This window comes from Hymenobacter sp. UYP22, from assembly GCF_040547285.1.
In the GTDB taxonomy this organism is placed as follows: Bacteria; Bacteroidota; Bacteroidia; order Cytophagales; family Hymenobacteraceae; genus Hymenobacter.
The window spans coordinates 272,381-295,812 of the sequence record NZ_JBEPPK010000001.1 but is presented as its reverse complement, the minus strand read 5'-3'; the positions used below and the strand labels follow the sequence as shown (position 1 = coordinate 295,812).

19 protein-coding genes are annotated in these 23,432 nt (G+C 58.3%); 3 read left to right on the top strand and 16 right to left on the bottom strand.

The window, feature by feature from the left end; translation table 11 throughout:
• Positions 1–21: 21 nt before the first annotated feature.
• Positions 22–462: a DUF2147 domain-containing protein gene (locus ABIB60_RS01360; protein ID WP_354577177.1), complete on the bottom strand. Its 441-nt coding sequence runs from the start codon at positions 460–462 to the stop codon at positions 22–24.
• A gap of 759 nt (positions 463–1,221) precedes the next feature.
• On the bottom strand, positions 1,222–1,767 hold the full coding sequence (locus ABIB60_RS01355; RefSeq protein WP_354577175.1) for a C40 family peptidase: 546 nt from the start codon (positions 1,765–1,767) through the stop codon (positions 1,222–1,224).
• 245 nt (positions 1,768–2,012) lie between these two features.
• Here ABIB60_RS01355 and ABIB60_RS01350 point away from each other — a divergent pair, with 245 nt between their 5' ends.
• A complete protein-coding gene (locus tag ABIB60_RS01350; RefSeq protein ID WP_354577174.1) occupies positions 2,013–3,821 on the top strand; it encodes a M61 family metallopeptidase in 1,809 nt (602 codons plus the stop codon).
• Positions 3,822–3,935: 114 nt separating this feature from the next.
• Here the strand turns inward: ABIB60_RS01350 and ABIB60_RS01345 are convergent, their stop codons facing one another.
• The 11 genes from ABIB60_RS01345 to ABIB60_RS01295 form a co-directional block, all read right to left on the bottom strand.
• Complete coding sequence (locus tag ABIB60_RS01345; protein WP_354577173.1) at positions 3,936–5,870, bottom strand: KUP/HAK/KT family potassium transporter; 1,935 nt, start codon at positions 5,868–5,870, stop codon at positions 3,936–3,938.
• Between the two features lie 134 nt (positions 5,871–6,004).
• Positions 6,005–6,664 (bottom strand): hypothetical protein, encoded by a 660-nt coding sequence (locus ABIB60_RS01340; protein ID WP_354577171.1) that lies wholly within the window; start codon positions 6,662–6,664, stop codon positions 6,005–6,007.
• A 38-nt stretch (positions 6,665–6,702) separates the two neighbouring features.
• Positions 6,703–7,332: a BamJ family beta-barrel-assembly machinery protein gene (gene bamJ, locus ABIB60_RS01335; RefSeq protein ID WP_354577170.1), complete on the bottom strand. Its 630-nt coding sequence runs from the start codon at positions 7,330–7,332 to the stop codon at positions 6,703–6,705.
• A gap of 266 nt (positions 7,333–7,598) precedes the next feature.
• Positions 7,599–7,736: a hypothetical protein gene (locus tag ABIB60_RS01330; RefSeq protein ID WP_315997695.1), complete on the bottom strand. Its 138-nt coding sequence runs from the start codon at positions 7,734–7,736 to the stop codon at positions 7,599–7,601.
• 197 nt (positions 7,737–7,933) lie between these two features.
• Positions 7,934–8,761, bottom strand: coding sequence for a rhomboid family intramembrane serine protease (locus tag ABIB60_RS01325; RefSeq protein WP_354577169.1), 828 nt, complete (start codon positions 8,759–8,761; stop codon positions 7,934–7,936).
• Positions 8,762–9,010: 249 nt separating this feature from the next.
• The gene (locus ABIB60_RS01320) at positions 9,011–9,490 is read right to left on the bottom strand and encodes a hypothetical protein (protein WP_354577167.1); all 480 of its coding nucleotides are present in this window, start codon (positions 9,488–9,490) and stop codon (positions 9,011–9,013) included.
• A gap of 115 nt (positions 9,491–9,605) precedes the next feature.
• A complete protein-coding gene (locus tag ABIB60_RS01315) occupies positions 9,606–10,631 on the bottom strand; it encodes an alpha/beta hydrolase fold domain-containing protein (RefSeq protein WP_354577165.1) in 1,026 nt (341 codons plus the stop codon).
• Between the two features lie 87 nt (positions 10,632–10,718).
• Complete coding sequence (locus ABIB60_RS01310) at positions 10,719–11,258, bottom strand: hypothetical protein (protein WP_354577163.1); 540 nt, start codon at positions 11,256–11,258, stop codon at positions 10,719–10,721.
• Between the two features lie 238 nt (positions 11,259–11,496).
• Positions 11,497–12,603: an OmpA family protein gene (locus ABIB60_RS01305; protein ID WP_354577162.1), complete on the bottom strand. Its 1,107-nt coding sequence runs from the start codon at positions 12,601–12,603 to the stop codon at positions 11,497–11,499.
• A 143-nt stretch (positions 12,604–12,746) separates the two neighbouring features.
• A complete protein-coding gene (locus tag ABIB60_RS01300) occupies positions 12,747–14,555 on the bottom strand; it encodes a peptidoglycan D,D-transpeptidase FtsI family protein (RefSeq protein ID WP_354577161.1) in 1,809 nt (602 codons plus the stop codon).
• Between the two features lie 179 nt (positions 14,556–14,734).
• A complete protein-coding gene (locus ABIB60_RS01295; protein WP_354577159.1) occupies positions 14,735–15,685 on the bottom strand; it encodes a hypothetical protein in 951 nt (316 codons plus the stop codon).
• Between the two features lie 175 nt (positions 15,686–15,860).
• Here ABIB60_RS01295 and ABIB60_RS01290 point away from each other — a divergent pair, with 175 nt between their 5' ends.
• Entirely contained in the window at positions 15,861–16,547 is a 687-nt protein-coding gene (locus ABIB60_RS01290; RefSeq protein WP_354577157.1) for a hypothetical protein, read from the top strand.
• A gap of 143 nt (positions 16,548–16,690) precedes the next feature.
• Here the strand turns inward: ABIB60_RS01290 and ABIB60_RS01285 are convergent, their stop codons facing one another.
• The 3 genes from ABIB60_RS01285 to ABIB60_RS01275 all read right to left on the bottom strand — a co-directional run bounded on the left by ABIB60_RS01285 (position 16,691) and on the right by ABIB60_RS01275 (position 22,529).
• Positions 16,691–17,461, bottom strand: coding sequence for an MBL fold metallo-hydrolase (locus ABIB60_RS01285; RefSeq protein ID WP_354577156.1), 771 nt, complete (start codon positions 17,459–17,461; stop codon positions 16,691–16,693).
• Between the two features lie 216 nt (positions 17,462–17,677).
• Complete coding sequence (locus ABIB60_RS01280; RefSeq protein ID WP_354577154.1) at positions 17,678–18,919, bottom strand: ImmA/IrrE family metallo-endopeptidase; 1,242 nt, start codon at positions 18,917–18,919, stop codon at positions 17,678–17,680.
• Positions 18,920–19,046: 127 nt separating this feature from the next.
• A complete protein-coding gene (locus ABIB60_RS01275) occupies positions 19,047–22,529 on the bottom strand; it encodes a methylmalonyl-CoA mutase family protein (protein WP_354577152.1) in 3,483 nt (1,160 codons plus the stop codon).
• A 129-nt stretch (positions 22,530–22,658) separates the two neighbouring features.
• On the opposite strand from ABIB60_RS01275, the gene ABIB60_RS01270 reads away from it, so the two are divergent.
• Positions 22,659–23,399 carry a hypothetical protein gene (locus ABIB60_RS01270; protein WP_354577151.1) on the top strand — a complete coding sequence of 247 codons (741 nt, stop codon included), beginning with the start codon at positions 22,659–22,661 and terminating at the stop codon, positions 23,397–23,399.
• The last annotated feature ends 33 nt before the right edge of the window (positions 23,400–23,432 follow it).

Here is a 23,432-nt window from a genome sequence, read left to right as displayed (position 1 = left end):
TTTTCTGTGTGCTTAAAGCGCCTATTTTACCCGCGTCCAGGTCTGCGACTTGCCGATGAGGGAGAAGCCGATGTACCCTTTCACTTCCATGGTATTGGCGTTTTCCATTTTCATGTAGCAGGAGTACGTTTTGCCGCTTTCCGGGTCGTAGATCTTGCCATCATCCCACTTGTTGTCACTGTCGTACTCGAAGCCCTGCATGAACACCATGCCCAGGCGAGGACGGCTGCGCAGCTTGGGGTCGGGGTTTACGGTATCAGTTTTGGGCTTGCCGGTTTTGGGGTCGTTAGGCACGGTCAGGCTCACAATTTTACCGCACAGCTTGTTGCCGCACTTATAGATTTCAAACGTGGCCTTCTTCTCCGAGTTTGTCCAAATGCCCAGCGGGGAGAGGGTTTGGGCCGAGGCCGCGCCAGCCAGGGTCAGGAACAGGCCCAGACACAGGAACAGAAATTTTTTCATGGTGATGATGAAGTAAATGTGGGGTTTTCGGGAAAAAGATAGAGGAAAACTCAGTAACAACGGCAAAATGTAGCTGAGCTATTTCCTGAGCTCAGGTGGCAAGTTTGGGGCCAGGCTTTTATAACCAGTTGTCGGCAAAAAATATAGCTAATTAAAGTCTTTGATGATCAAGCAGATGAGATAACAATAGGGTGGGAGGCCCAGAAAAAGGGGTTTTTATTTTGAACCATCCCCCAGGCTTTTAACTTTACTAACCGTAGCGAGTGCTACAGCCCCCGCCAAGCCGCCCTAAGGTGCTGGGAAGCGCGGCCGGGGTTATGTCGGATCTAAAGAAAGGAGGTACAAAATGTCTAGTAGTCCCAAACAAATCCTGCCAAGCCTGTCGAATGTAGTCCGCTTCACCGCCGGACGCGCTTAACAACAGCTTTCGCGCGGAACTCGCTCTTACCTGAGTTATTTCCCGCATTCTGGCAAGGTCTTACAAGTAGATGGCGGGCCTGTACCCCAGGCCAGTCGCTTGGTAAGATTTGAAGGATTAGATGCCCGGTTCACCCAGCAGCCTCACATCGGAGGACTTGCATAGGTGACCGGGCATCGTTGCGTTTATAAAGTTGTGAACTTGCAAAGGGCGAACTTGCAACCGAGCACCTTTACTGACTTGAGATAGGGAAAATTGGAGATATAGCTGACATGTGAATGCCTGACAACTCATTAGGAATTGTCAGGCATCCACAACTTCACTCTTCACAACTTCACCTCTCACAGCACCCGCCGCACCTGCATGAAGCGCCGCTCGTAGTCGGTGCCTTCCACCTGACTAATTTTGACACCGGACTCCCGGCGGGCCGAGGAAGAGTGGATGAAACGGAGTGGCTCACCGGGCTTACTGAGCACGATGCCCGCGTGGCCTGGCGTGGTAGCCGTTTGGGCCGTGCCCGTGAATACCACTATGTCGCCGGGGCGGGCCTGGGTGCGGGGAACGGGCCGGCCCACATCAATGAGCAAAGCCGTAGAGTGAGGTACGGGTACTTTATGGCGGGCAAATACGTAGTTCACGAAGCCGGAGCAGTCGAAGCCAGTTTCGGGGGTGCTGCCAGCGTAGCAGTAGTTGGTACCCAGCTGGCGCAGGGCAAACGCCACGATGCTGTCGGCGCGCGGGGTAGCCTTGTTACTGATTACGTAGGCCATTGCCTTGGCCGGCAATGGTGCACTGGGCTCGGGCGCGGCGGCTGGCGGGCCACCCCACACAGCCCAGCCTACCAACCCAGCCACTAACCCCAGAAATACAAGCCAGACGATACGCATAGAAGCAGGAGCCAAAGTTGAGCTGCTTCCGTAACGGGAGAGGCTGCGGGCGGGTTCGAAGGGCAAGAAGGATAAATCCGGCTGAAGCTGCATGGGGGCAGATGAAGTAATGGGTGAGGTACGCGGTAGGGGGCGAGTGGGCAATTTTGCGGCCAGGTTTGCAGCCTTTAAGGCTTTTCCCCGTTCTTTGGCGGCCCGGCTGTTGCAGCCGCCACCTACTCATCTACCTCTCACCCCACTCCCTGATGCACCTGATTCGTACCCGCCGCTTGGCGGCCGTGGCCTTTGGCGGCCTGTTGACCCTGGCCGTTTCGGCGGCCTCGGCTGCCCCCGTGCTGCGCTACACGCTTTCCATGCCCGCCCCGCAAACCCACTATTTTGAGGTGGATATGCAGCTCGACGGCTTCAGCAAAGCCTATACCGACGTAAAAATGCCCGTATGGGCCCCAGGCTCCTATCTGGTGCGGGAGTTTGCCAAAAACGTGGAGGGCTTCGAGGCCACGGCCGGCTCGGAAAAGCTGCGCACCGAGAAAATCAGCAAGAACACTTGGCGGATATACCACAGCGGCGCCAAAAACTTCCGGGTGCATTACCGCGTGTACGCCTTCGAGCTGAGCGTGCGCACCAGCTTCATTGATGGGGCGCACGGTTACGTAAATGGTACCAGCGTGTTCATGTACCCGGCTGAGGCCAAAATGCTGCCCAGCACCTTGGAAGTGAAACCCGCTGCTGGCTGGGGCCAGGTGAGCACCAGCCTGAAGCCCGCCGGCGGCACTTTCACCTACCGCTCCGCGAGCTACGATGAACTGGCCGACTCGCCCATCGAAATCGGCAACCAGAAAATCTACTCCTTCACTGCCAACGGCACGCCCCACACAGTGGCCATGTTCGGCGACCCGAAAGTGGACGAGCAGCGCCTCACCCGTGATATGCAGCGCGTGTGCGAGGAGGCCCATCAGGTAGTCGGCAAGAACCCCCTGGACCGCTACGTATTCATCGTGCACAACATTGACCGGGGCACGGGCGGGCTGGAGCACCTATTTTCCACCACGCTGTCGGTGTCGCGCAATGCGTATTCCTCGGAAGCGGGCTGGAAGGGTTTCCTGGGCCTCGTGGCCCACGAGTATTTCCACCTCTGGAACGTGAAGCGCATCCGCCCGGTGGCGCTGGGGCCTTTTGACTACGATAACGAGAATTATACCCGCATGCTGTGGGTAAGCGAAGGGGGCACCGAGTATTTCTCCAACCTGATTGTGCAGCGCGCCGGCTTCGTGAGCCCCGATGAGTACCTGGGTGATTTGAGCAACGGCATCACGCGGGTAGAAAACACGCCCGGCAACAGGCAGCAGTCGGCCGCCGAGTCGAGCTTCGATGCCTGGATTAAGTATTACCGCCCCAACGAAAACTCCTCCAACACCGGCATCAGCTACTACGACAAAGGGGAGGTAATCGGGGCCGTGCTGGACCTGATGATCATCAACGAAACCAAGGGGCAGAAGCACCTGGACGACGTGATGCGCTACCTCTACGACCAGTATTACACCAAGCTAGGCCGGGGCTTCACCGACCAGGAGTACCAGGATGCCGTGGCCAAAGTAGCCGGCCGCCGCTTCGATGATTTCTTCCGCCGCTACGTGTACGGCACCGAAATGCTGCCCTACGAGCAGGCCCTAGGCTACGCCGGCCTCAAGCTGAACACCACCTCGGCCGCCGCTACCGATGCTGCGCTGGGGGCCAGCATCAGCCCCGCCGGTGGCCGCCAGACGGTAACCAGCGTGCTGCGCGACGGTAGCGCCTGGCAGGGTGGCCTGAGCGTGGGCGACGAAATCCTGAGCCTCGACGGAGCCCGCGTAACCGACGACCTCAACAAGCTGCTGGCTGGCCGGGCCGTGGGCTCCACGGTGAAGCTGCTGGTAACCCGCGACGGGCAGATTCGGGAGGTGAGCTTCCCGCTGCTGGCCTCAGCGGCGCGCCGCTACCGCATTGAGCGGCAGGCTAACCCCACCGCCGAGCAGCAAGCCGTACTGGCCAAATGGCTGCCCGTGAAGAAGTAACAACCGGATGAGCCGAAACAAAGAAGGCCCCTCACCAGAGGGGCCTTCTTTTATTGATGGAAGCTGCGCTTTTCGGCGGAAGTTCTTTTTGCAAACCTTCCAGCACACGGCCGCTTACCGCACGCGCTTGAGGGCTACATCGCGCACGGGCGTAATCACCAGGGGCACTTTTTCCACTTTCACGGAACTGGTGTCGAGGCCGAAATACTTGTCTTCGGAGGCAATGAATTGCTTGATGTAGAAGTAGGCCTGCATTACCAGCTTCTCTACCATCGGAAACTCGTTTTCTACCGACAGGAACTTCTCTAGTACCACGAAGCGGAAGTCGCCGGTAACGTGCTGCTTGCTCAGGGACTCGTAGCGGGAGGTAATGTCCACTTCCTTGTTGCGCACCAGGTCTTCCACCACTTTGCGGAAGTAGAGGTTGATGCGCTGCTCCACCCGGAAACCCAGTCGGAACGTGATGCGGAACACGTCATCCTTCGCCAGCTCGGTTACCTTATACTCCATGGTGTACGGCTCGTCGGTGGTATCCACGTGCACAAACCAGTAGATGTCGGCGCGCTTGGGCCGCTTCTGAAAGATGGAATAGATGATCTTGGACTCGATTTCCGACTGCCGCTCCGCCGACGACATAAACACGAGGTGGGTGGCGTACTTGGACACCGTTTCGTCGTTGCTGAGCTCTTTGAGGGCTTCCACGTAGGGCTCAATCTTCACAAACTCCGTGAGGCGGCGCTTGATGTAGAAGGCCCGCAGCCACACGTACATCACGCCCATAAGGGTGATGCCGATGGCCAGAGAAACCCAGCCGCCGTGGGGAAATTTGATGAGGTTGGCAATCAGGAAGGAGCCTTCAATAGCCCCGTATACCAAGGCAAACAGCACAATGGCCGGCAGCGGTACCCGTTTGGAGCGCAACCACATGATGAGCAGAATGGTGGTCATCAACATGGTTAGTGTAATAGCCAGACCGTAAGCCGCTTCCATATTTTCTGACTTGCGGAAGTATAGCACCACGGCAATGCAGCCCAGCAGCAGCAGGCGGTTCATGCTGGGCACGTAGAGTTGGCCCTTTACGTCGGTCGGGTAGTTGAGCTTCACCTTGGGCCACATGTTGAGGCGAATGGCCTCGGCCACCAGCGTGAACGAGCCCGTGATGAGGGCCTGGGAGGCAATGATGGCCGCAATGGTGGCAATACCGATGCCGATGAGCAGAAACCACTCGGGCATCAGCTCATAGAAGGGGTTGCGCTTGTTGAGCATCTGGCCCTGGTGCGCCAGTAGCCAGCCGCCCTGGCCCAAGTAGTTCAGCACCAGGCACGACTTCACGAAAATCCAGCTGATGCGGATGTTGCCCTTGCCGCAGTGGCCCAGGTCGGAGTACAGGGCCTCGGCCCCAGTGGTGCAGAGGAACACCGCGCCCAGCAGCCAGAAGCCGCCGGGGTAGTTTACCAGCAAGTCGTAGGCGTAGTAGGGGTTGAGGGCCTTCAGGATTTCCGGGTGCTGCATCACGCCGCTTACGCCCAGCACCGCCAGCATGGAAAACCACACGAACATAATCGGCCCGAAGGCTTTGCCCACAATCTGAGTACCAAAGCTTTGTAGTAGAAATAACCCCGCAATAATACCGATAACAATGGGCACCGTTGGAATGCTGGGGTACACGGCTTCCAGCCCTTCGATGGCCGAGGAAACCGAAATGGGCGGCGTAATCACCCCATCGGCCAGCAAGGCCGAGCCCCCGATGATGGCAATAGCCGACAACCAGGCCCCGCGCCGCCGCACCAGGGCGTAGAGCGAGAAAATGCCGCCCTCCCCGTTGTTATCGGCGTTGAGGGTGAGCATCACGTACTTGATGGTCGTTTGCAGGGTGAGCGTCCAGAAAACGCAGGAGATGCCCCCCAGCACGAGCATCGGGTTGATCTGCTCCGGAACAATGGCCTTCATTACGTACAGCGGCGAGGTGCCGATGTCGCCGTAGATAATGCCGAGGGCAATGAGCAAGCCAGCCGAAGAAATGGCGGTGTGCTGGTGTTTGGCGTCCATGAGAGGAGTACTAGTGAGAGAATAGCTGGTTTTTTACAGGCGGGGCCAAAGGTAGTAGTTGAACCCGAATGCAGGCTCCAACCTCAGCCGCGCTTACGCAGGTCCCAGAGAAAAGGGTAAGGCCAAGCAAAGAATCAGGGCGCGAGGCCCGCCGCTGGCGCTGCCTGCTGGCTACGCCAGTCGGCTAAAGCCAGCCAGTAGGCAGCCGTGGCGGCCGCCTCGTCGTGGCGCTGCCGGATACGGTGGTTAGCCTCCTGCGCCAGTTGCTGCCAGCTGCGGGCCGGCCCCGCCAAGGCAAAGTGGCGGGTTTCCTGGCCCGGGCGGTGCAGGCGCCACCGGTTGGTGCCCCGCGCGCCCCAGGCTAGCAGGGCCACGCCCAACCCCATGCCCAGGGCGGCCGGCACTGAGCGCAACCAGTACTGCAGAAACCCCAACAAAAAGGCACACAGAATAAACGCCCCCAGCAACACCCCCAGCAGCCAGCGCACCGGGCGCACATCCACGCCTTCCAGCTCCCGCCAGCCAAATATTTCCCCGTTCAGCTCCAGCCCCTCATTGGTCAGGGCCACGCGGCTGTCCTCACTGCGCAGGGTGGCAAACTGCACGGGTGGGGCGGGCGGTTGCGGCGGGGGCACCGGCTGGCTGAACGTACCGGGCTGGTCGTTGGGCTCGGGGCCGGCCGAATGGTGGGGAGAAGGAGTAGAGTGGTCCATAGCCGAAAAAGCCCCGCTGCCGGTGGTGGTCCGTACCCAGTTGGGGGGCACGAAGCGCACGGGTGGCAGCGGGACTTGCATGTAAGCGGGTAGAAAAGAAGTGCTTTTCCGGCTTCCGGCTAGCGGTTTACCTTCAGCAGCTCCACGTCAAAAATCAGGGCCGAATCGGGGCCAATGTCACGGCCGGCGCCGCGCTTGCCGTAGGCCATGTCAGAGGGAATGTACAGGCGCCACTTCGAGCCTTCGGGCATCAGCTGTAGGGCTTCTGTCCAGCCCGCAATTACCTGGTTTACGCCAAACGTAGCCGGCTGGCCGCGCTGGTAGCTGCTGTCGAACACGTTGCCGTTGAGGAGCGTGCCGTGGTAGTGCGTGGTTACCGAGGAGGAGGGGCCGGGCTTGGGGCCGGTGCCTTCCGTCAGTACCTCGTACTGCAGGCCGCTGGGCAGGGTGGTTACGCCGGGTTTGTTGGCGTTTTCTTTCAGGAAGGCTTCGCCTTCGGCTTTGTTGTTGCTCATATCGGTAGCGTCTTGAGTGTCGTCCTGGTCTTCGCCGCCCAGCTGCTCCTGCAGCTGCTGCATGGCACCCTGCATCTGCTCGGGGGTGAGGCGGCTGGGCTCACCGGCAATAGCCTCTTTCATGCTCTGGGCAAACACGTCAATGTCCAGATCAAGGCCCTGCTGGGCGAAGTTGCGGGCCATGTCGCGGCCGATGATGTAGCTGATTTGCTCTTTCAAGCCGTTCAGGTTCATAAATCATGGGTTTTGCTGCCTGGCCTGATGCGTGAAGCGGCCCGGTAACAGGGCCAGTCGCACCAAGCTGGGCAGTGATGGGAGAGATAAAGCGGCCCACCGTGGGCCACTCCAGCAGTGAAGTACCGAAAACCGCCGCGAATGGATATAGTTTTTTTCGCCTCACCCTGGTAATGCCCTGATTTTGAACCTCAGTTTAAATGGCCCCGAAAACACAACACCCCGCCGTAGGGCAGGGTGCAGATGAAAACCAGGTAGCGGGCTGCCTAGCAGAAGTGCAGTTCTTCCTCGTCGCGCAGATCAAAAAACAGGTTCAGGTCGCGTACGTGAGCGGCCAGGAAGCTCAACGAGCCCAAGCCCCCCAAAACCAGCAGCGAAGAAACGGCGGCAGTGCGCTTTTTCATAGGAAGTAGTATGTATGGTGGTGCAAATCAGTTTGTTGGTTGCAAAGATACTACGCAGGAGCTAAGAAATTGTTATGCAAGCATCATTTATTTGTGGTAACTGGCTGCCCCGACGCGGGGGTATGTGCCCGCAGGCAAGCCAGATGTTGCGGTCAATAGGTAAACGGCAACTTATCAGCGGCTGGCCTGCCCCGCACTCAGCGGGAAAGCTCATCCAGTTGCTGTTTCTCCCACTTGCTGAGGCTTTCCAGCCCCGTGAGGCTGATTTTTTCCAGCAACTCGTCCAGCGCCGCTTCTTCCTCGCGTTTGCGCGCGTGGTATCGGTCGTCGGTGGTTTGATAGTGAGCGGTAGCGGCAAATAGGTTACCCAGGCGGCGGCCCGCCGGCCGGCTGACCAGCAGGTAGAGGAACACGGCGGCCGGTACCACAATAGCCAGAATAGGTAGGTAGTTCACCCGCAGAATTTCGGGCACAAGTAATACGGCCGTGGCCAGGCCTACCAGACCGCCGCCCAAATGGGCATCGTGGCCGATGTTGCTGTGGCGGGTGACGATGCCGTAGGCCGCCACGATGACGTACAAAGCCCCGTACAGCCAGCCCGGCAGGTACAGCCCGAATAAGCCTACCTCAATGCCCGGAAATAGGGCAATACTGGCGAAAATAAGTCCGCTGATGGCCCCCGATGCCCCGGCCGCCGTGTAGCGGGGCTCGTGTCGGTGCAGCCAGAGAGAAAACAGGTTGCCCCCTATCATGCTACCGAAATACAGCAGCAGAAAATTCTGCATACCCACCACCGCTTCCAGTGCCCCGCCAAAGCACCACAGCGTAAGCATGTTGAACCCTAAATGCCACCAGCCCACGTGCAAAAAGCCCGACGACAGTAGCCGCTGATACTGCCGCCCGTGCCGGATGGGGCCCACCTCAAAAGCGTATCGGTCGAAGTACGCAGCATCCTGCATGCCCCGGTACGAAACCAATCCCGTCGCCACTACCAACCCCAGGCCAATAATGCCTAAGTCATCCATACAAGTATTGCTAAAAATGTGCGTTGAGCTAGCCCGGCCAGGCTGTGTGGACCTACGTCATGCAGAGCATGTGGCGCCTCGAGCCAGTGACGAAGCATCTCGCATACTGACGTTGCAGTAGTAATCAGACAGCAGCACGCGAGCTGCTTCGCCTGCGGCTCTGCATGACGTTCCAGTTGGCAGTAAGAAGCGGTACTGTCTATCAAAATTTGCCTGGAGGAAGCCAGGCAAATGCGGAAATTGTAAGAACTACTTTTTCAGAACCAGCTCGGCTTTACGGAGCTTGAGGCTGGGGTTGGGGGCGGCTATCAGGCGGGCTTTGAAGGTGTAGTCGGCGTTTTCCGGAACGGTAAGCTCTGTGTTTTTGCCGCTAAAGCTCCAGCTGATGTTGCCGTTCAGATCGGTCTTTACCTCATTCATGCTCACGTTTTTCTGCGTGGGGTCGAACTCCAGCTGGTTGAAGGGCCGCCCGTTTTTGAGCACTACCACCTGAAACCGGAGCGGCGCCTCGCCCTGGTACTCCATGTCCATCTCCGACCAGATGGCCACCTTGTCTTCCTTCTGCAGTTTTACGGTAGTTTCCTTCGCTACCTCTTGTTGCGGGGTGCTGATCTGGTTGACCGGTAGGCGGGCTATTTCCTTGCCGAGCAGCGCATCACAGGCTCCCAGCGGAGCAGTCAGCAGGAGGGTGGCCAGCAGCGGGCGGCTGGTGCGAATGGTAGAAAGCATACAGAGGGGTAAGTGGCTAAGCCAGTGAATTGAGGTAAAAGACAACTGCAACAGGATAGGGCAAGTTGAAGCTGCCAGGGCTACACCTGGGCCAGAAGAAGTATGGTGCAGTTTGCTAGTGCTCGAATACCTTGCGTAGAAAGGTCACGGTGTACTCCAGCGTGGGCGCAAACCAGGGGTTGAACAGCGGGAACGGATGGGGAGCCTCCGGGAAAGTGTGCTCTTCGGAGTAGATGCCCAGGGCCGTAAGCTGGCGGCGCGCATCGTCGCGGCCGGCGTGCATGCGGGCCACACCACTGTTGATGAACAGCATGGGCGGTGTGCCGGGACCTATGTGGCTGAGGGCCGAAGCTTGCTGCCACAGTTCGGGGTTGCTGAGCTTGCTGCTACCCAGCCACTGCGTAGCCGCCGAAAGGCCCTTGCTGTCGTCGCCTTCCCCTGATTCGGGGTGGATAAAGGCCAGAATTCCGTCTACATCCACAATAGCCTGCACCTGGCTGGAGCGGCTGCGGAAGCAGGTACCGGTTTCATAAAGCGGATTACCATTGGTGGTGCCAACGAGGGCGGCCAACTGCCCACCCGCCGAAAACCCCCATACGGCTACCCGCGCGGTATCCAGCCCGTAGGGGTGAGCGTGGGCGCGCAGCCAGCGCAGGGCGGCTTTGAGGTTTTGCACTGCCGCCGGGTAGGGGGCTTCCTGACTTAGCTGGTACTCGGCCGTAACTGCCACGAACCCCCGGGCTGCCAGCTGCTGGGCCATGGCGTGGTGCTGGGTTTTGTCGCCGGAGCGCCAGCCGCCGCCGTGCACCAGCAGCACGGCCGGGTAGGGCCGCTGCCGCCGCGCCTTGGGGTAAAACACATCCAGCCGCAGCTCCCGCCCTTCCGGCAGCCGGCAGTACGGCACGTTGGTGCGGCTGCGGATGCTGGCGGGTACCGGCGGCCGGGCAATGCTGCTGGTAGGGTGCTGCTTGCGGGCCTTGGCGTAGGCGCTGTAGGTGGTAAAAGAGGTGTCGCGCAGCATAGCGGGCTGCTGTGCTTGGGCCGGGGCTACTGTCAGTAGCAGGATAACGGCCAGGGGCAGCCAACCCGCCGCCGGCCGCCGGTCCGACCAGGGAGCTTGCTTGCTTACGGAAAATGTCATCAGCGTAGAATCCAAAGGCCCTGACTAAACGGAAGGCTCCATACGGCTATGCCAGTCATGCAGGAGCCGCTCGTCGGGTTGTATCGGTTACTTTCGGCGTAAGCCACGTACGGCCACGAAAATTCCTCCCACAAAAAGTAGGGCCGCCACAATCAGCGGGCCGGCACTGGCCCCGAAGGCCGCCCCGACCACCAGAAACGCGCCGGCAACGGTGGCCACCAGTATCCCCAGTATTACCAGCACCGATGAGCCCAGGGAAGAGGTCTGCGTGCGAGCCGCCGTTTCGGCGCGGTGGTTGGGGAGCAGCTTGCGCACCACGGGGCGGAGGGGGGCCGTGGCGGTAGTGGCAGCGGCCGTCAACGAACGGCCACGCGCTAGAGTAAGGGCGCGGCCAGCAGCCGGCCGCGTTGGGCGCGCCTGGGAGTGGGATGCGGCCGGCGCGGCGGGCATTGCCGGGGCGGGGGCAACGGAAGCCGGTGCAGAAGCTGAAACCGGGGAACCCGTGTGAGTGGTGGTAACGCCCGAGTGGTGGTAGGCCGGTGACTGGGGCAGCGCGGTGTAAGGAGTACGGCTGCACGAGGCCAGACAGCCTAGGGAGATTAGGGCTGATACAAGAAAAGAGCGCATGAAAAGGGTAGAGGATTAGGCCAAAGAGAAAGGATAGGATGGAGCGTAAGCAAGGTAGGTAAAGCAAACCGGTGCTGCCAACGCAACAAGCCTCGCGGGCCGTTATTTCAGCATTGCTGAAAGGGCCGTTGCGGCACCTTCCGGCGCGCTGGGGTGGTCAGTATTTCCAAGGGGCGGGCGGCGGTAGCAGCTGATACAGACTGGAACGGGGAAGTTCGTCGTTCAGCCTTAGCCGGGGTTATTCCTCCAGGGCCTGCACTTCTACGCGGCGGTTGCGGGCATCGGGGGAGGCATAAAGGGGGCGGGCGTCGCCATACCCAACGGTTTGAATGCGCTGCGAAGCCACGCCACTTTTTATCAGGTAGGTTTTCACGGCCTCGGCCCGCTGCTCGCTCAGGACCTGGTTTTTCTGGGGCTCACCTACCTTGTCGGTGTGGCCGGCCACCAGAATGGTAAGTGCGGGATTGGCCTTTAGCTGAGCAGCCAGCTGAGCCAGCGCTGGCAGGCCGTCGGCCAGGAGCTCGGGGGTACCCAGTTTGAACAGCACCGTAGGCAGTATCACCGCTTTGGTAGGAATTACCGGAGCGGCAGTCGGGGGCCTGAGCGTGGGCGGCAAACTAGGCAAGTCATCCGTATGCAGACGCGCCAGTGGGGGCGGGGGCAGTAGCGCAACGGGTAGCGGCTGCGCAACCGGGGTGGCTGCATCTACCCGAATAGTAATTGGCATGGCGGCGCTTTCGCGGGTGGGGTAATAGCCCTGCACGAGGTAGAACGTGGTAGTGGTGGCCAGGCGGGTGCGGTAGGCGTTACCGGTAGCCACAGGCTGCTTGAGCTCAGCATCTGTGTACCAGAGTACGTTGCGGCCCGACACGCGAATGGTGGTTTCGGCGTTGGCCGGCACCGTGGCGGCCGATTTTAGTTTTATCCGGTAGAGTGTAAAGGTGCCATGGTCACAGTCGCCCACGGGGCGGTAAGCGGCCCGGCCGGTTAGCTTCTCCTGGGCAGGATCATAGGTGAAGGTAATGGCCCCATCGCACCAGTAGCTGAACAGGGAGCGTCCGGTTTCGGCCAGCTTGCCCTCGTGGGTCAGCTGCAGGCCGCCCCCGGTGCGCGTAGCCCGAATCTGGAAGGTAACACTAACCTGGGGTGCGCCGCCTACCTCCTGATACAACACCCCTAACACCTTGCCCGATTTACTTTGCTGCACCCGCAGCAGCGTAGGCCAATACCCGTCCCGGTCGCCGGTATCCGTTTCTACTCCTTGCCAGCTACCAGATAAGGATTGGGCTTGCGCCGGCCCACCCAGCAGGGCCAGCAGCAGAGCGTAGCAATACTCACGTTTCATCGCGCCTACTAAGTTTGGTCAGCAGAATAGAGTCGGGAAGTCAGGTAGGAGTTGCGTGCTGGGCGGTAGCCCAGTAGCGCATGCGCCCCCACGCCGCTAGTATAGATGTCGTCCTGGGGCGTGAGCTGCAACGGGTTGGGTTGCTACTGCCGGGCCCGACTCATGATGCGCCGTTCCCAGCGCTTGCGCTTGGGTGCAATGTAGCCACGCAGGTGCTTTTCCATAACCATTACGGCGCAGGGCGCGGCGGCCGTGGCCCCGAAGCCACCGTTTTCCAGGTACACGGCCACGGCTATTTGGGGGTTGTCAGCCGGAGCGAAACCCACGAAAGCGGCGTGGTCGTCGCCCTCATCGTTCTGCACGGTGCCGGTTTTGCCCGCTACTGTAATACCCACGTCGGCTAGGCTAGAGGCGTCGGCGGTGCCGCCGCGCTGCATCACGGCCACCATGCCGGGCACTAGGGCCGCAAAGTGGGCGCTGTCGATGAGCGTATGGCGCTTCCGGGTAAAGCGGGGCAGTGGACCATTCTTCCCGATGCCGCTTACTAAATGGGGCGGGTAATACCAACCCCGGTTGGCAATAATGGCCGCCATGTTGGCCATTTGCAGCCCCGTTAGGTTGATTTCGCCCTGGCCGATGCTGAGGGAGTAGATGGAGCGGTAGGTCCAGTTGCGGGTGCGGCGGGCCTTATCGTAGTAGGCGGGGGTGGGCAGAAAGCCGGGAGCTTCGCGGGGCAGATCAATACCCAACACTGAGTCGAGGCCGAACGAGCGCACGTAGCGCCGCCACTGGGCCAGGTTGGCGTGGCGGGCCGCTACGGTATCCTGCACCAGGGAGTCGGGCACGCAGTCGATGAGGTTCTGCATCACCTGGTAGAAGTAGGGGTTGCAGCTGTATTTGAGGCCCAGCGTGAGGCTGCGGCCCGGCGGGTGGTGGTGTACGCAGCTCACCAGGCTCTGGTCGCAGCGGAAGCTGGAGGCGGGGCTGATGGCGTGCATCTGCAGGGCCACGGCGGCATTCACCAGCTTGAACACCGAGCCGGGCGGATTGGCCAGCATGGCGGGGCGGTTGAGCAGGGGCATATCCTCGTGCTCCAGCAGCTCGGTCCTCAGCCCAGCCTGGTCGGGCGCGGTAATAGTGGCGGCCGGGTACACCGGCCCCGATACGTACGCCAGAATTTCGCCGGTGCGCGGGTCGAGGGCCACGAGGTAGCCCCGGCGGCCACCCAGCAGCTTTTCGGCGTAGGCTTGCAGCTTCACATCCAGCGTGAGCCGCAAATCTTGGCCCTGCTGGAAGGCCGTGTCTTTAGCCCAGGAGCCGTGGGTGTTGCCCTGAGCATCTACCAGCGGGTGTAGGTACCCCCGGTGGCCTTTCAGCAAACCGTTGTAGTAGCTTTCCACGCCCCCATTGCGCAGACGGTAGAAACGGCCGCGTCGGTAGCGTTGGGCCTGGCGGTAGAACGCCTGGGCCTCGGCGCTGAGGTAGCCCAACACCGGCGCAGCGGCCGGGGTAGTATATACGCGTCGTTTTTGCTGGATTAGCGCCAATTGCGGCCAGGCGGCGCTATCCTGGCGCACCCGCGCCACTTCGGCGGCGGTGAGGCGCAGCTGCACCGGGTACCCGCGCGTGCCAGGATAAGGCAGAGCTTCCTGAATGCGGCGGCGCACGGTAGTAGAATCCCAGCCCAGCAGTTCCCCTAGCTTTAGCGTATCGAGCTGGCGGGGCAGCTTTAACAGGTATTGCATGCGCGTATCCACCAGCACTGAGTCGTGCCGGTCAAGAATACGGCCGCGCTGGGGTACCTCGGGCAGGGCTACCCGGCGGGCGGTGTAGCGCACCCGCACATCCTCGTTGTGAGTGGGCGTGGTGGGCTGGTCGGGCGAGGAGCAGGCGGCCAGCCCAGCCAGCAGTGCCAGCAGGCCCACCCGCCACCTGATAGGAGCAGTGCGCATGGGGTAAAGCTAGATAATTGCCGGGAGTAGATGGCGCGGGTTTCGGCCAACTGCACCCGGAGCCAGTTGGGTAGCTGTGGGCCTGGTCAAGCGTCTGGCTCCGTTCGGACTATGCACCTACAAAAAACGCCGCCCGGATTTCTCCAGGCGGCGGGTAGTAGCGGGCGGCGCTTGGCGCTTTACTCGTCGGTGTTGCTGGCTTTTTGAGGGCTGCCAAACATCAGCGCCATGGATTGCGCCCCAATCTGCATGGCATCTTTAGCGTAGTCGAGCACGGGCGCGGTGGTATTGACTTTGAGGTCCAGGTCGGTAACGGGCTTTACCTGCACTGCGGCAAACTCATAGCGCATCTGCTGCTTGCGCTCCTTATCAAAGTAGACGACCAAACGGGTGATGCCATGAGCCTCGTTCACGTACACTGGGTGGGCAAAATTCAGGCTCTGCGGAATCTGCCGGGAGGTCCACACATCCAGGGCCACGGGTTTGGAGGGCAATTGGCCGGGCTGCGCAGGAGCAGTTTCAGTGGCCCCGGGCTTCAGCGTGTAGGTGGTTTTCTGGCTGGGGTAACCCGCAATCAGGGCTGTTTCAGTGGTGGGGCGCAGGGTGTAGTCGGTGGTGGTTACCACAATAGTCTGCCAGGTTTTTTCCACCGAGGCAGCATCGTAGGTGTAGTTTACGCTTTGGGGGCTCGACTGAGAAGCCATACGCAGCAAGCCTTTATTGGTGCCGCTGTTGAAGTAGTTTTCGAGGTGGTAGGTGAGGGCGTCGGTAGTCGCCCGCACTTCCTTGCCCCGGCAATACAGGGTGCCTTTGCGCGGCAGCATCAGGGCCCCAATGGTCATGGCCGGACTGAGGTTGGCGGCTGCCGCCTGAAACTGCTGCTGTTCGGCGGCCGTCAGGCTGCCCGCCAGCTGCTGCATCTGCGCCTGAATATTGCCCTTGGCCGGATCTATCCGGCTGAGCAACTTGTCATAGGGGTTGCCGGGCAACGATACCTGAGTGGTGATAACGCCCTGGGTAAAATCGGCTACTGGCGCTGAAACACTTGTTGGCACAGGCGTATGGGCCGCTGCAGCCAGCAACATCGAAATCGGAAGAAGTGACCAGGCAACGGAACGGGAAAGGCGCATAGCAGAATGGAATGGGTTTATTGGCTCAAATCTATATGGATTTTCTAGCGCCCCGGTATCTCATTCGCAACAACCCATAGCCGTCAGCATTCAGGGTGACTTATCCGCTTCAGCTAGCTTAACAACAGCATCAGAGCCACCTTACAATTCTAACTTGCGCGCCTACTCTTACTCGATGCCTCCGCTCCTGATTTCCGCAATAGTCCTAGCTCCGCTGCTAATGCTGGGAGCCTGCTCATCTCACCCCGAGCACCCAGCCACCGTAGTGCCAGCTTCGGCTACTACTGCACTGCATGCAGTGGCTCCTTCAACTGCCGCACCAGCTACCACCGCTACTCCCGATACTGCCGCCGTGCTTGCCGCGCTAGTGAAACAGCAGTACCCCAGCTATGCGGTGGAGGAATTCAGCGCCGGTGACCTCAACGCCGATGGAAGCCTGGACCTACTAGTTGTGCTGCGCGGCCTGCAGCCCTGCACTACGCTGAGCGAACCTACTTACTGCCGCAAAACCTTGCTAGTCCTCAACGAGGGCTTTCCGCGCATGCGCGTAGCCGCCAGCAACGATAATGTGGTGGCCTGTAGCAACTGCGGTGGCGCGGGCGTCGGCGACCCACATCGGGGCATCATTATCAAAGGCAATTATTTCTCCTTCGAAAGCCTGTACGGAGCCTGCGACAAAACCTACTTTACCGTCACCTTCCATTACAGCCGTACCCGGCGCAACTGGTTCCTGCACCGCCGCAGTAGCCTCGATTATTCCTGTCAGGATACCACCAATACCGTGGATGAAAATCAGGAAAGTACCAGAGACTTTGGCGTCGTCAGCTTCTCAGATTTTGGCGGAGTTGAGGTAGCTGAATAAGCCTTGAAATGACCTGCGCCGCCCGGACGATTCCAAGCGGCGCGGTTCTTATTTGCATCGTTGCAGCAGTGGGGGTACACCCTCGATATAGCTGGTCGCGTGTTATGGCTATGCCTAAACTTGCGCTAGTTCAGGTCGGTGGCTTACTGGGCCGCTGGGTACCAGTTACGCAGCCGCACGTCGATTTTCTTGTTGACCTGATTCACGGTTTTCTTGAAGCCGTCCACGTCGCTCAGGCCGTTTTGGCCCCGGTAGTGATACGGATACACAATGCCGGGCTTGAAGGCCAGGACGCCCTGGGCGGCTTGCTGCACGTCCATGGTGTATGGCAGGTTCATGCACACGAAGGCCACGTCGATGCCTTTGAGGGCGCGCATTTCGGCAATGTCTTCGGTGTCGCCGGAGAGGTACACGTTCTTACCGCCCAGGTTCAGCACGTAGCCGTTGCCCCGGCCTTTGGTGTGCGGCGCGTCGGGGGCTTCGGGCAGGTTGTACATCGGAATGGCCGAAACCGCCATGCCCAGCGTGTCGAGCTTCTGCCCGTTGCCCAGCACGCGAACCTGGGCCTTGTACTCGGCGGGCAGCTTATCGGCCACGGCCTGGGGCACGATCATCAAGGCCTTGCCCACGGAAAGGCCCGCCAGCGTCTTCGCGTCCAGGTGGTCACCGTGAATGTCGGTGATAAGGATAACATCGGGGGCGGCCAGGCCGGCGTAGGCGGCGGCTCCGCCGTAGGGGTCCACGTAAATGGTTTTGCCGTTCCAGGTAAACACCACGCTGCCGTGGGTGATGGGCTGCACCGTGAGCGGGCCTTTCTTGGTGGCAATCTGGTCGGCGGCCACGCGAGGGGCGGTTTGGGCCTGCGCTTGAACGATAAACGCTAGGGCCGCCGCGAGGATAAGAGTGGACTTCATTAGGTATTGTGCTTGTTGGTTGGGTAGAAGGGAATACGTTGCTAACCCAGGGTGGGGGGGAAAGTTCTGGGGAGGCATTTGCAGCGGTTAGCCACTGTGCCGCTGGCCTGTAATGTATGGGTGAGCATAGAAAACGCCGTCCGGATTGCTTCGGGCGGAGTAGATGCAAGTTGTGTCAGTATAGAATGTAGAGATGCAAGTGTGCGTCATTACATCCTATACAACCAGTTGGCTTTGGTAATCATACATTATCTGTCCAATAGATTTAGTTCTAGAGTTATCCGTGAACTTCCCCATCTCTTTTAATCTGTTTATTATAGATGTTTTAGATAGATCGAGTCTTATAGACATAGCACTGATTATTCTTGAAAAGCTTTTAATGTTACTTGGCTGGTCATCTACGTATAGGTGGCCCTCCCGTGCGTCAAATCTTCTTTGGTACTGCAATAATATGGCCATCAGTGGAATCCTGGGCATAGTTAAACAGGCTGCAAAATAATTTGCTTGCCACTCTATCCATTGCTTTTCGTTCTGTAAGCTGTGTTTATTTGTTCTAAAATTATACTCTGAATCAGGTAATGTATTTATAAGTTCACTATCTATGATTGCTCCGTCGTGAATTAGATAATGACCTATTTCATGTGCTAAAACAAATTTATATCTTTTTGCTTTGTACAATTTATGGTTAACCTGAATAGTTTGATTGTTGACGTCAAAGCATCCAAAAGTATCTGAATTTTTGGTGTTCTTGATCTTAAGACCTAATATTTTGTTTGTGTATTTAACTAAGTCGTCTATAGATACAACTCTTTCACATTTTAATATTCCTGGATCAATAAGATTAAGAACTTCGTCGGCTATTAATTCTATATCTTCTTTAGAATAATTTTTAATATTGTTCTTAACGCCTTTTATGTTCTGAAATGCCTTGATTAACGTTGTGTCTATCTCTTTTTCTAAGTATTCTTCCCCTTGATCTAGCTTAACTTTATTTTTGTTGTAAAATTCTATAATTGTATCTGATTTCAATTTATTATACAATAAAATATTATATTGATTACTTGTGTCTACGCCAATAAGCATTATACCTTGTGATTCAGCGAAATTATGAGCAGATTTTTGAAATCTACTTGTGGTAATGAATACCGCCTTTGAGTTCCTAGGTGCGACTTGTTCAATCTTTTTGGAAAAAGCTTCGAGCCTATCTATTGATATAGGTGTCTTGTAGTCCTTGCACTCTATAATGTATATAAGAGAATATCTGTCAGCGCCAGGAGGTTGAACTTCTACTGTTAAATCAAAAATAATATTTCCTTTTCTGGCGTGCGAATAGTATGGTGTCTTTTTCTTAATTGTATATGCATCAGCCATGACAGAGATTCTCTTTTCCTCTATCATGGTTTCAACAATGCGCAAAGCTCTTTCTTCAAAAGCATCTCCTTTTGCGGTTGTATTCATAGTATCAGATTTTTACAAGTAATAGCTAATATAAAAAAAGAATGGTTTTATACGCGGCTGACGGATGTCAATTCGTGTATAAAACCATTCTTATATAATGGCTTTGTCCAGCCAAAACGGTCTCAGCTTACATATTCCGGCGGTACTGCCCGCCGACCTCAAACAGCGCGTTCGTCACCTGGCCCAGGGAGCAGAACTTCACGGTTTCCATGAGGGCCTCGAAGAGGTTGCCGTTGGCCACGGCCACCTGCTGCAGCTGTTTCAGGCGCTGCTCGGTAGTGGCGTGGTTGCGGGCGTGCAGGGCCTGCAGCATCGTAATCTGGTACTGCTTCTCCTCCTCCGTGGCGCGGATAACCTCGGCGGGTACCACCGTGGGGGAGCCGGAGGAGGAGAGAAAGGTATTCACGCCGATGATGGGATACTCGCCCGTGTGCTTGAGCATCTCGTAGTGCATGCTCTCCTCCTGAATCTTGCCGCGCTGGTACATGGTTTCCATGGCCCCCAGCACGCCGCCGCGTTCCGTAATCCGGTCGAATTCGGTGAGTACGGCCTCTTCCACCAGGTCGGTCAGTTCCTCAATGATGAAGGAGCCTTGCAGCGGGTTTTCGTTTTTGGCCAGGCCCAGCTCCCGGTTGATGATGAGCTGGATGGCCATGGCCCGGCGCACCGAGGCCTCGGTGGGCGTGGTAATGGCCTCGTCGTAGGCGTTGGTGTGCAGGGAGTTGCAGTTGTCGTAGATGGCGTAGAGGGCCTGCAGGGTGGTGCGGATATCGTTGAAGTCGATTTCCTGGGCGTGCAGGCTCCGGCCGCTGGTCTGGATGTGGTACTTCAGCATCTGTGAGCGGGCGTCGGCACCGTACTTCAGCTTCATGGCCTTGGCCCAGATGCGGCGCGCCACGCGGCCAATTACGGCGTACTCGGGGTCGATGCCGTTGGAGAAGAAGAACGAGAGGTTGGGGGCGAAGTCGTTCACGTTCATGCCCCGGCTCACGTAGTACTCCACAAACGTGAAGCCGTTGCTGAGCGTGAGGGCCAGCTGGGTAATCGGGTTGGCCCCGGCCTCGGCAATGTGGTAGCCCGAAATGGAGACGGAGTAGAAGTTCCGCACCTTGTTGGTGATGAAGTACTGCTGCACGTCGCCCATCAGGCGCAGGCTGAACTCGGTGGAGAAAATGCAGGTGTTCTGGGCCTGGTCTTCCTTCAGGATATCGGCCTGCACCGTGCCGCGCACCTGGCTCAGGGTGCGGGTTTTAATAGTGTGGTACACCTCCTGGGGCAGCACCTGTTCGCCAGTTACGCCCAGCAGCATGAGGCCCAGGCCGTCGTTGCCCTGGGGCAGCTCGCCCTGGTAGCGGGGGCGGGGCTGGCCCAGCTCCCGGTAAATGGCCTCAATCTTCTGGTTGACCTCGTCTTCCAGCCCATTTTCCTTGATGTACAGCTCGCACTGCTGGTCGATGGCCGCGTTCATGAAGAAGGCGGCAATGGTGGCGGCCGGGCCGTTGATGGTCATCGACACCGAGGTCATCGGGTCGGCCAGGTTGAAGCCGGAGTAGAGCTTCTTGGCGTCATCGAGGCAGCACACGCTCACGCCCGAGTTGCCGATTTTGCCGTAGATGTCGGGCCGGTGGTCGGGGTCTTCGCCGTAGAGCGTCACCGAGTCGAAAGCCGTGCTCAGACGCTTGGCGGGCAGGCCCATGCTCACGTAATGGAAGCGGCGGTTGGTGCGCTCGGGGCCGCCTTCGCCGGCAAACATGCGGGTGGGGTCTTCGCCCTCGCGCTTGAAGGGGAATACGCCGGCCGTGTAGGGGAACTCGCCGGGCACGTTTTCCTGGAGCTGCCACTTCAGCAAATCACCCCAAGCGGTGTAGCGCGGCAGGGAAATCTTGGGAATCTGCTGATGGGAGAGGCTGGTGGTGTGCGTCTGGATGCGGATTTCCTTGTCGCGCACCTTGAAGATGAACTCGGGGGCTTTGTAGGCGGCTACCTTCTGCGGCCAGGTCTCCAGGAGCTTCCAATTTTGCCCGTCCAGACGGAGCTTGATTTCCTGGAAGGTGCTCTCCAGGCCGGCCAGGAGGCTTCCTGCTCCGGGTGTGTGGCTGCCGTGCCCGCTGCCAGGTCCGTTAGCGGTGTTTCCGAGACTTTCAACGGCTCCGACGGCTTGTCGGATTCCATAGAGCTGCTGAGCAACGTCAGCTTGTTTTTGAACCCACTGATCATACTGGCGGTTGGTTTCGGCAATTTCAGACAAATACCGCGTGCGGTGCGGCGGAATGATGTAAATCTTCTCCGAATCCTCCTGGGAGGTTTCGAGGTGGGAGGCGAAGGGCACGCCGGTTCGGGCTTCTACGGTAGAAAGCACGGCGCGGTACAGGCGGTTCATGCCCGGGTCGTTGAACTGGGAGGCGATGGTGCCGAACACGGGCATCGAATCCAGGGGCTTTTCCCAGTGGCCGTGGTTGCGCTGGTACTGCTTGCGCACGTCGCGCAGCGCGTCGAGGGCGCCGCGCTTGTCAAACTTGTTGAGGGCAATAACGTCGGCGAAGTCGAGCATGTCGATTTTCTCCAGTTGGGTGGCGGCGCCGTACTCGGGCGTCATCACATAGAGGCTGGTATCGGAGTGCTCGATGATTTCGGTGTCACTCTGCCCGATGCCGGAGGTTTCGAGGATGATCAGGTCGAAACCGGCGGCGCGCACCACGTCCACGGCGTCCTGCACGTACTTGCTCAAGGCCAGGTTGCTCTGGCGCGTGGCCAGGCTGCGCATGTACACCCGGGGCGAGTTGATGGCGTTCATCCGAATCCGGTCGCCCAAGAGGGCCCCGCCGGTTTTGCGCTTGCTGGGGTCGACGGAGATGATGGCAATGGTCTTCTCGGGGAAGTCCAGCAGAAAGCGCCGCACCAGCTCATCCACCAGCGACGATTTGCCCGCGCCGCCGGTGCCGGTGATGCCGAGGATGGGAGTCGTAGGCTGAGAGGGTGAGAGGGTAGGAGCTTGGGAGTTAGTGGCGTCGGCTCCGTTTTCGCTCTGCTGAAAGTCAGCCACTAGCTGGCTTTTCACCCGCTCGAACTCCTCAGGGAAGTTTTCGGCGGCCGATATCAGGCGGCCGATACTACGGGCATCCTTCTCTTTAACGTGCTTGACTTCACCGTTCAGGTGTTGGCCGGTGGGGAAGTCCGACTGCTGAAGCAGGTCATTGATCATGCCCTGAAGGCCGAGGGCGCGGCCGTCGTCGGGGGAGTAGATGCGGGTGATGCCGTAACCTTGCAGCTCCGCAATTTCGGTGGGTAGAATGACGCCGCCGCCGCCGCCGAAGATTTTGACGTGACCCGCGCCGCGCTCCTGCAGCAGGTCATACATGTACTTGAAGTACTCGTTGTGGCCCCCCTGGTAGGAGGTAATGGCAATGGCCTGGGCATCTTCCTGAATGGCGCAGTCCACAATTTCCTGCACCGAGCGGTTGTGGCCGAGGTGAATTACTTCGGCCCCACTGCTCTGGATAATGCGGCGCATGATATTGATGGCCGCGTCGTGCCCATCAAACAGGGCAGCGGCCGTGACGATGCGGACGTGGTTCTGGGGCTTATAGGGAGCTACGGGAGCTGGGTGCATACGCGCAGTACAAAGTGGGTGGAATTCGAGGGGTGAAGGTACAAAAAAAGCCCCGGCGGGGGAGGCGCGGGGCTTCTTGTTGAACGCGAGGCAGACCTGTCTATCTTCGCTCCTGAAGAAACTAGCTATATGATTCGTATTCTGCTTATCGGGGTGATTGTACTGGCAGCCAGTGTGTGGTTATACGCCAGCTTTATGCCGGCTTTCAAAGACGGGTCCATAAAAACAGAAGCAGACCTGCGTCAAGGATTATACAATGAGCCCAAGAGTACCTACTATAAACGCGAGGCGGAACTGCGCACTAATCGTAACGAGCTGCTCGACGTGAGTTCGGGCATTACCCTTGCCGGTCTGACTATGCTACTATTTGTTACCGTACGCCGCATTCGTCATATGCAGGGCTTTCTAGAGTTGCGTACTCCTACAAAACGCCAGTTTTTCATTTGGTTTAATATTGGCTGGATAGTTTTGTTTGGAGCTTTGCACTGGTACTACTTGTATCGAGGTGCGCGGGGTGATTATCCGCCTTTTGCTGATTCTATCGGTATACCTCTGTACTATGGACAAGCAACTCTTCTCGTTTGCTGGCCTGTACTCAATATGTTGTTACTACTGGCAATCTGGCCGGCGAAGATGGGCGGCTATTTATTTGAGAAACCACTCATCTATACATGGTGGGTACTGTTGATAGAAGTTTTCAATGGTATCTGGCTAGTTCTAGTGGTCCTCTACTTACTCGTCTCAGTACTTGATGGTGACCATCTGACGGCTCCGGTAATTATGTTGTTCTTGTACTTATTGCTGGTGCTAAGAGCCGGGCACGTAGAGGCTATTAACGCAAGAATTAACAGATTGAAGCTATCCGAGTAGCAGTGACAAACTGAAGAGATGTGCCATACGTTG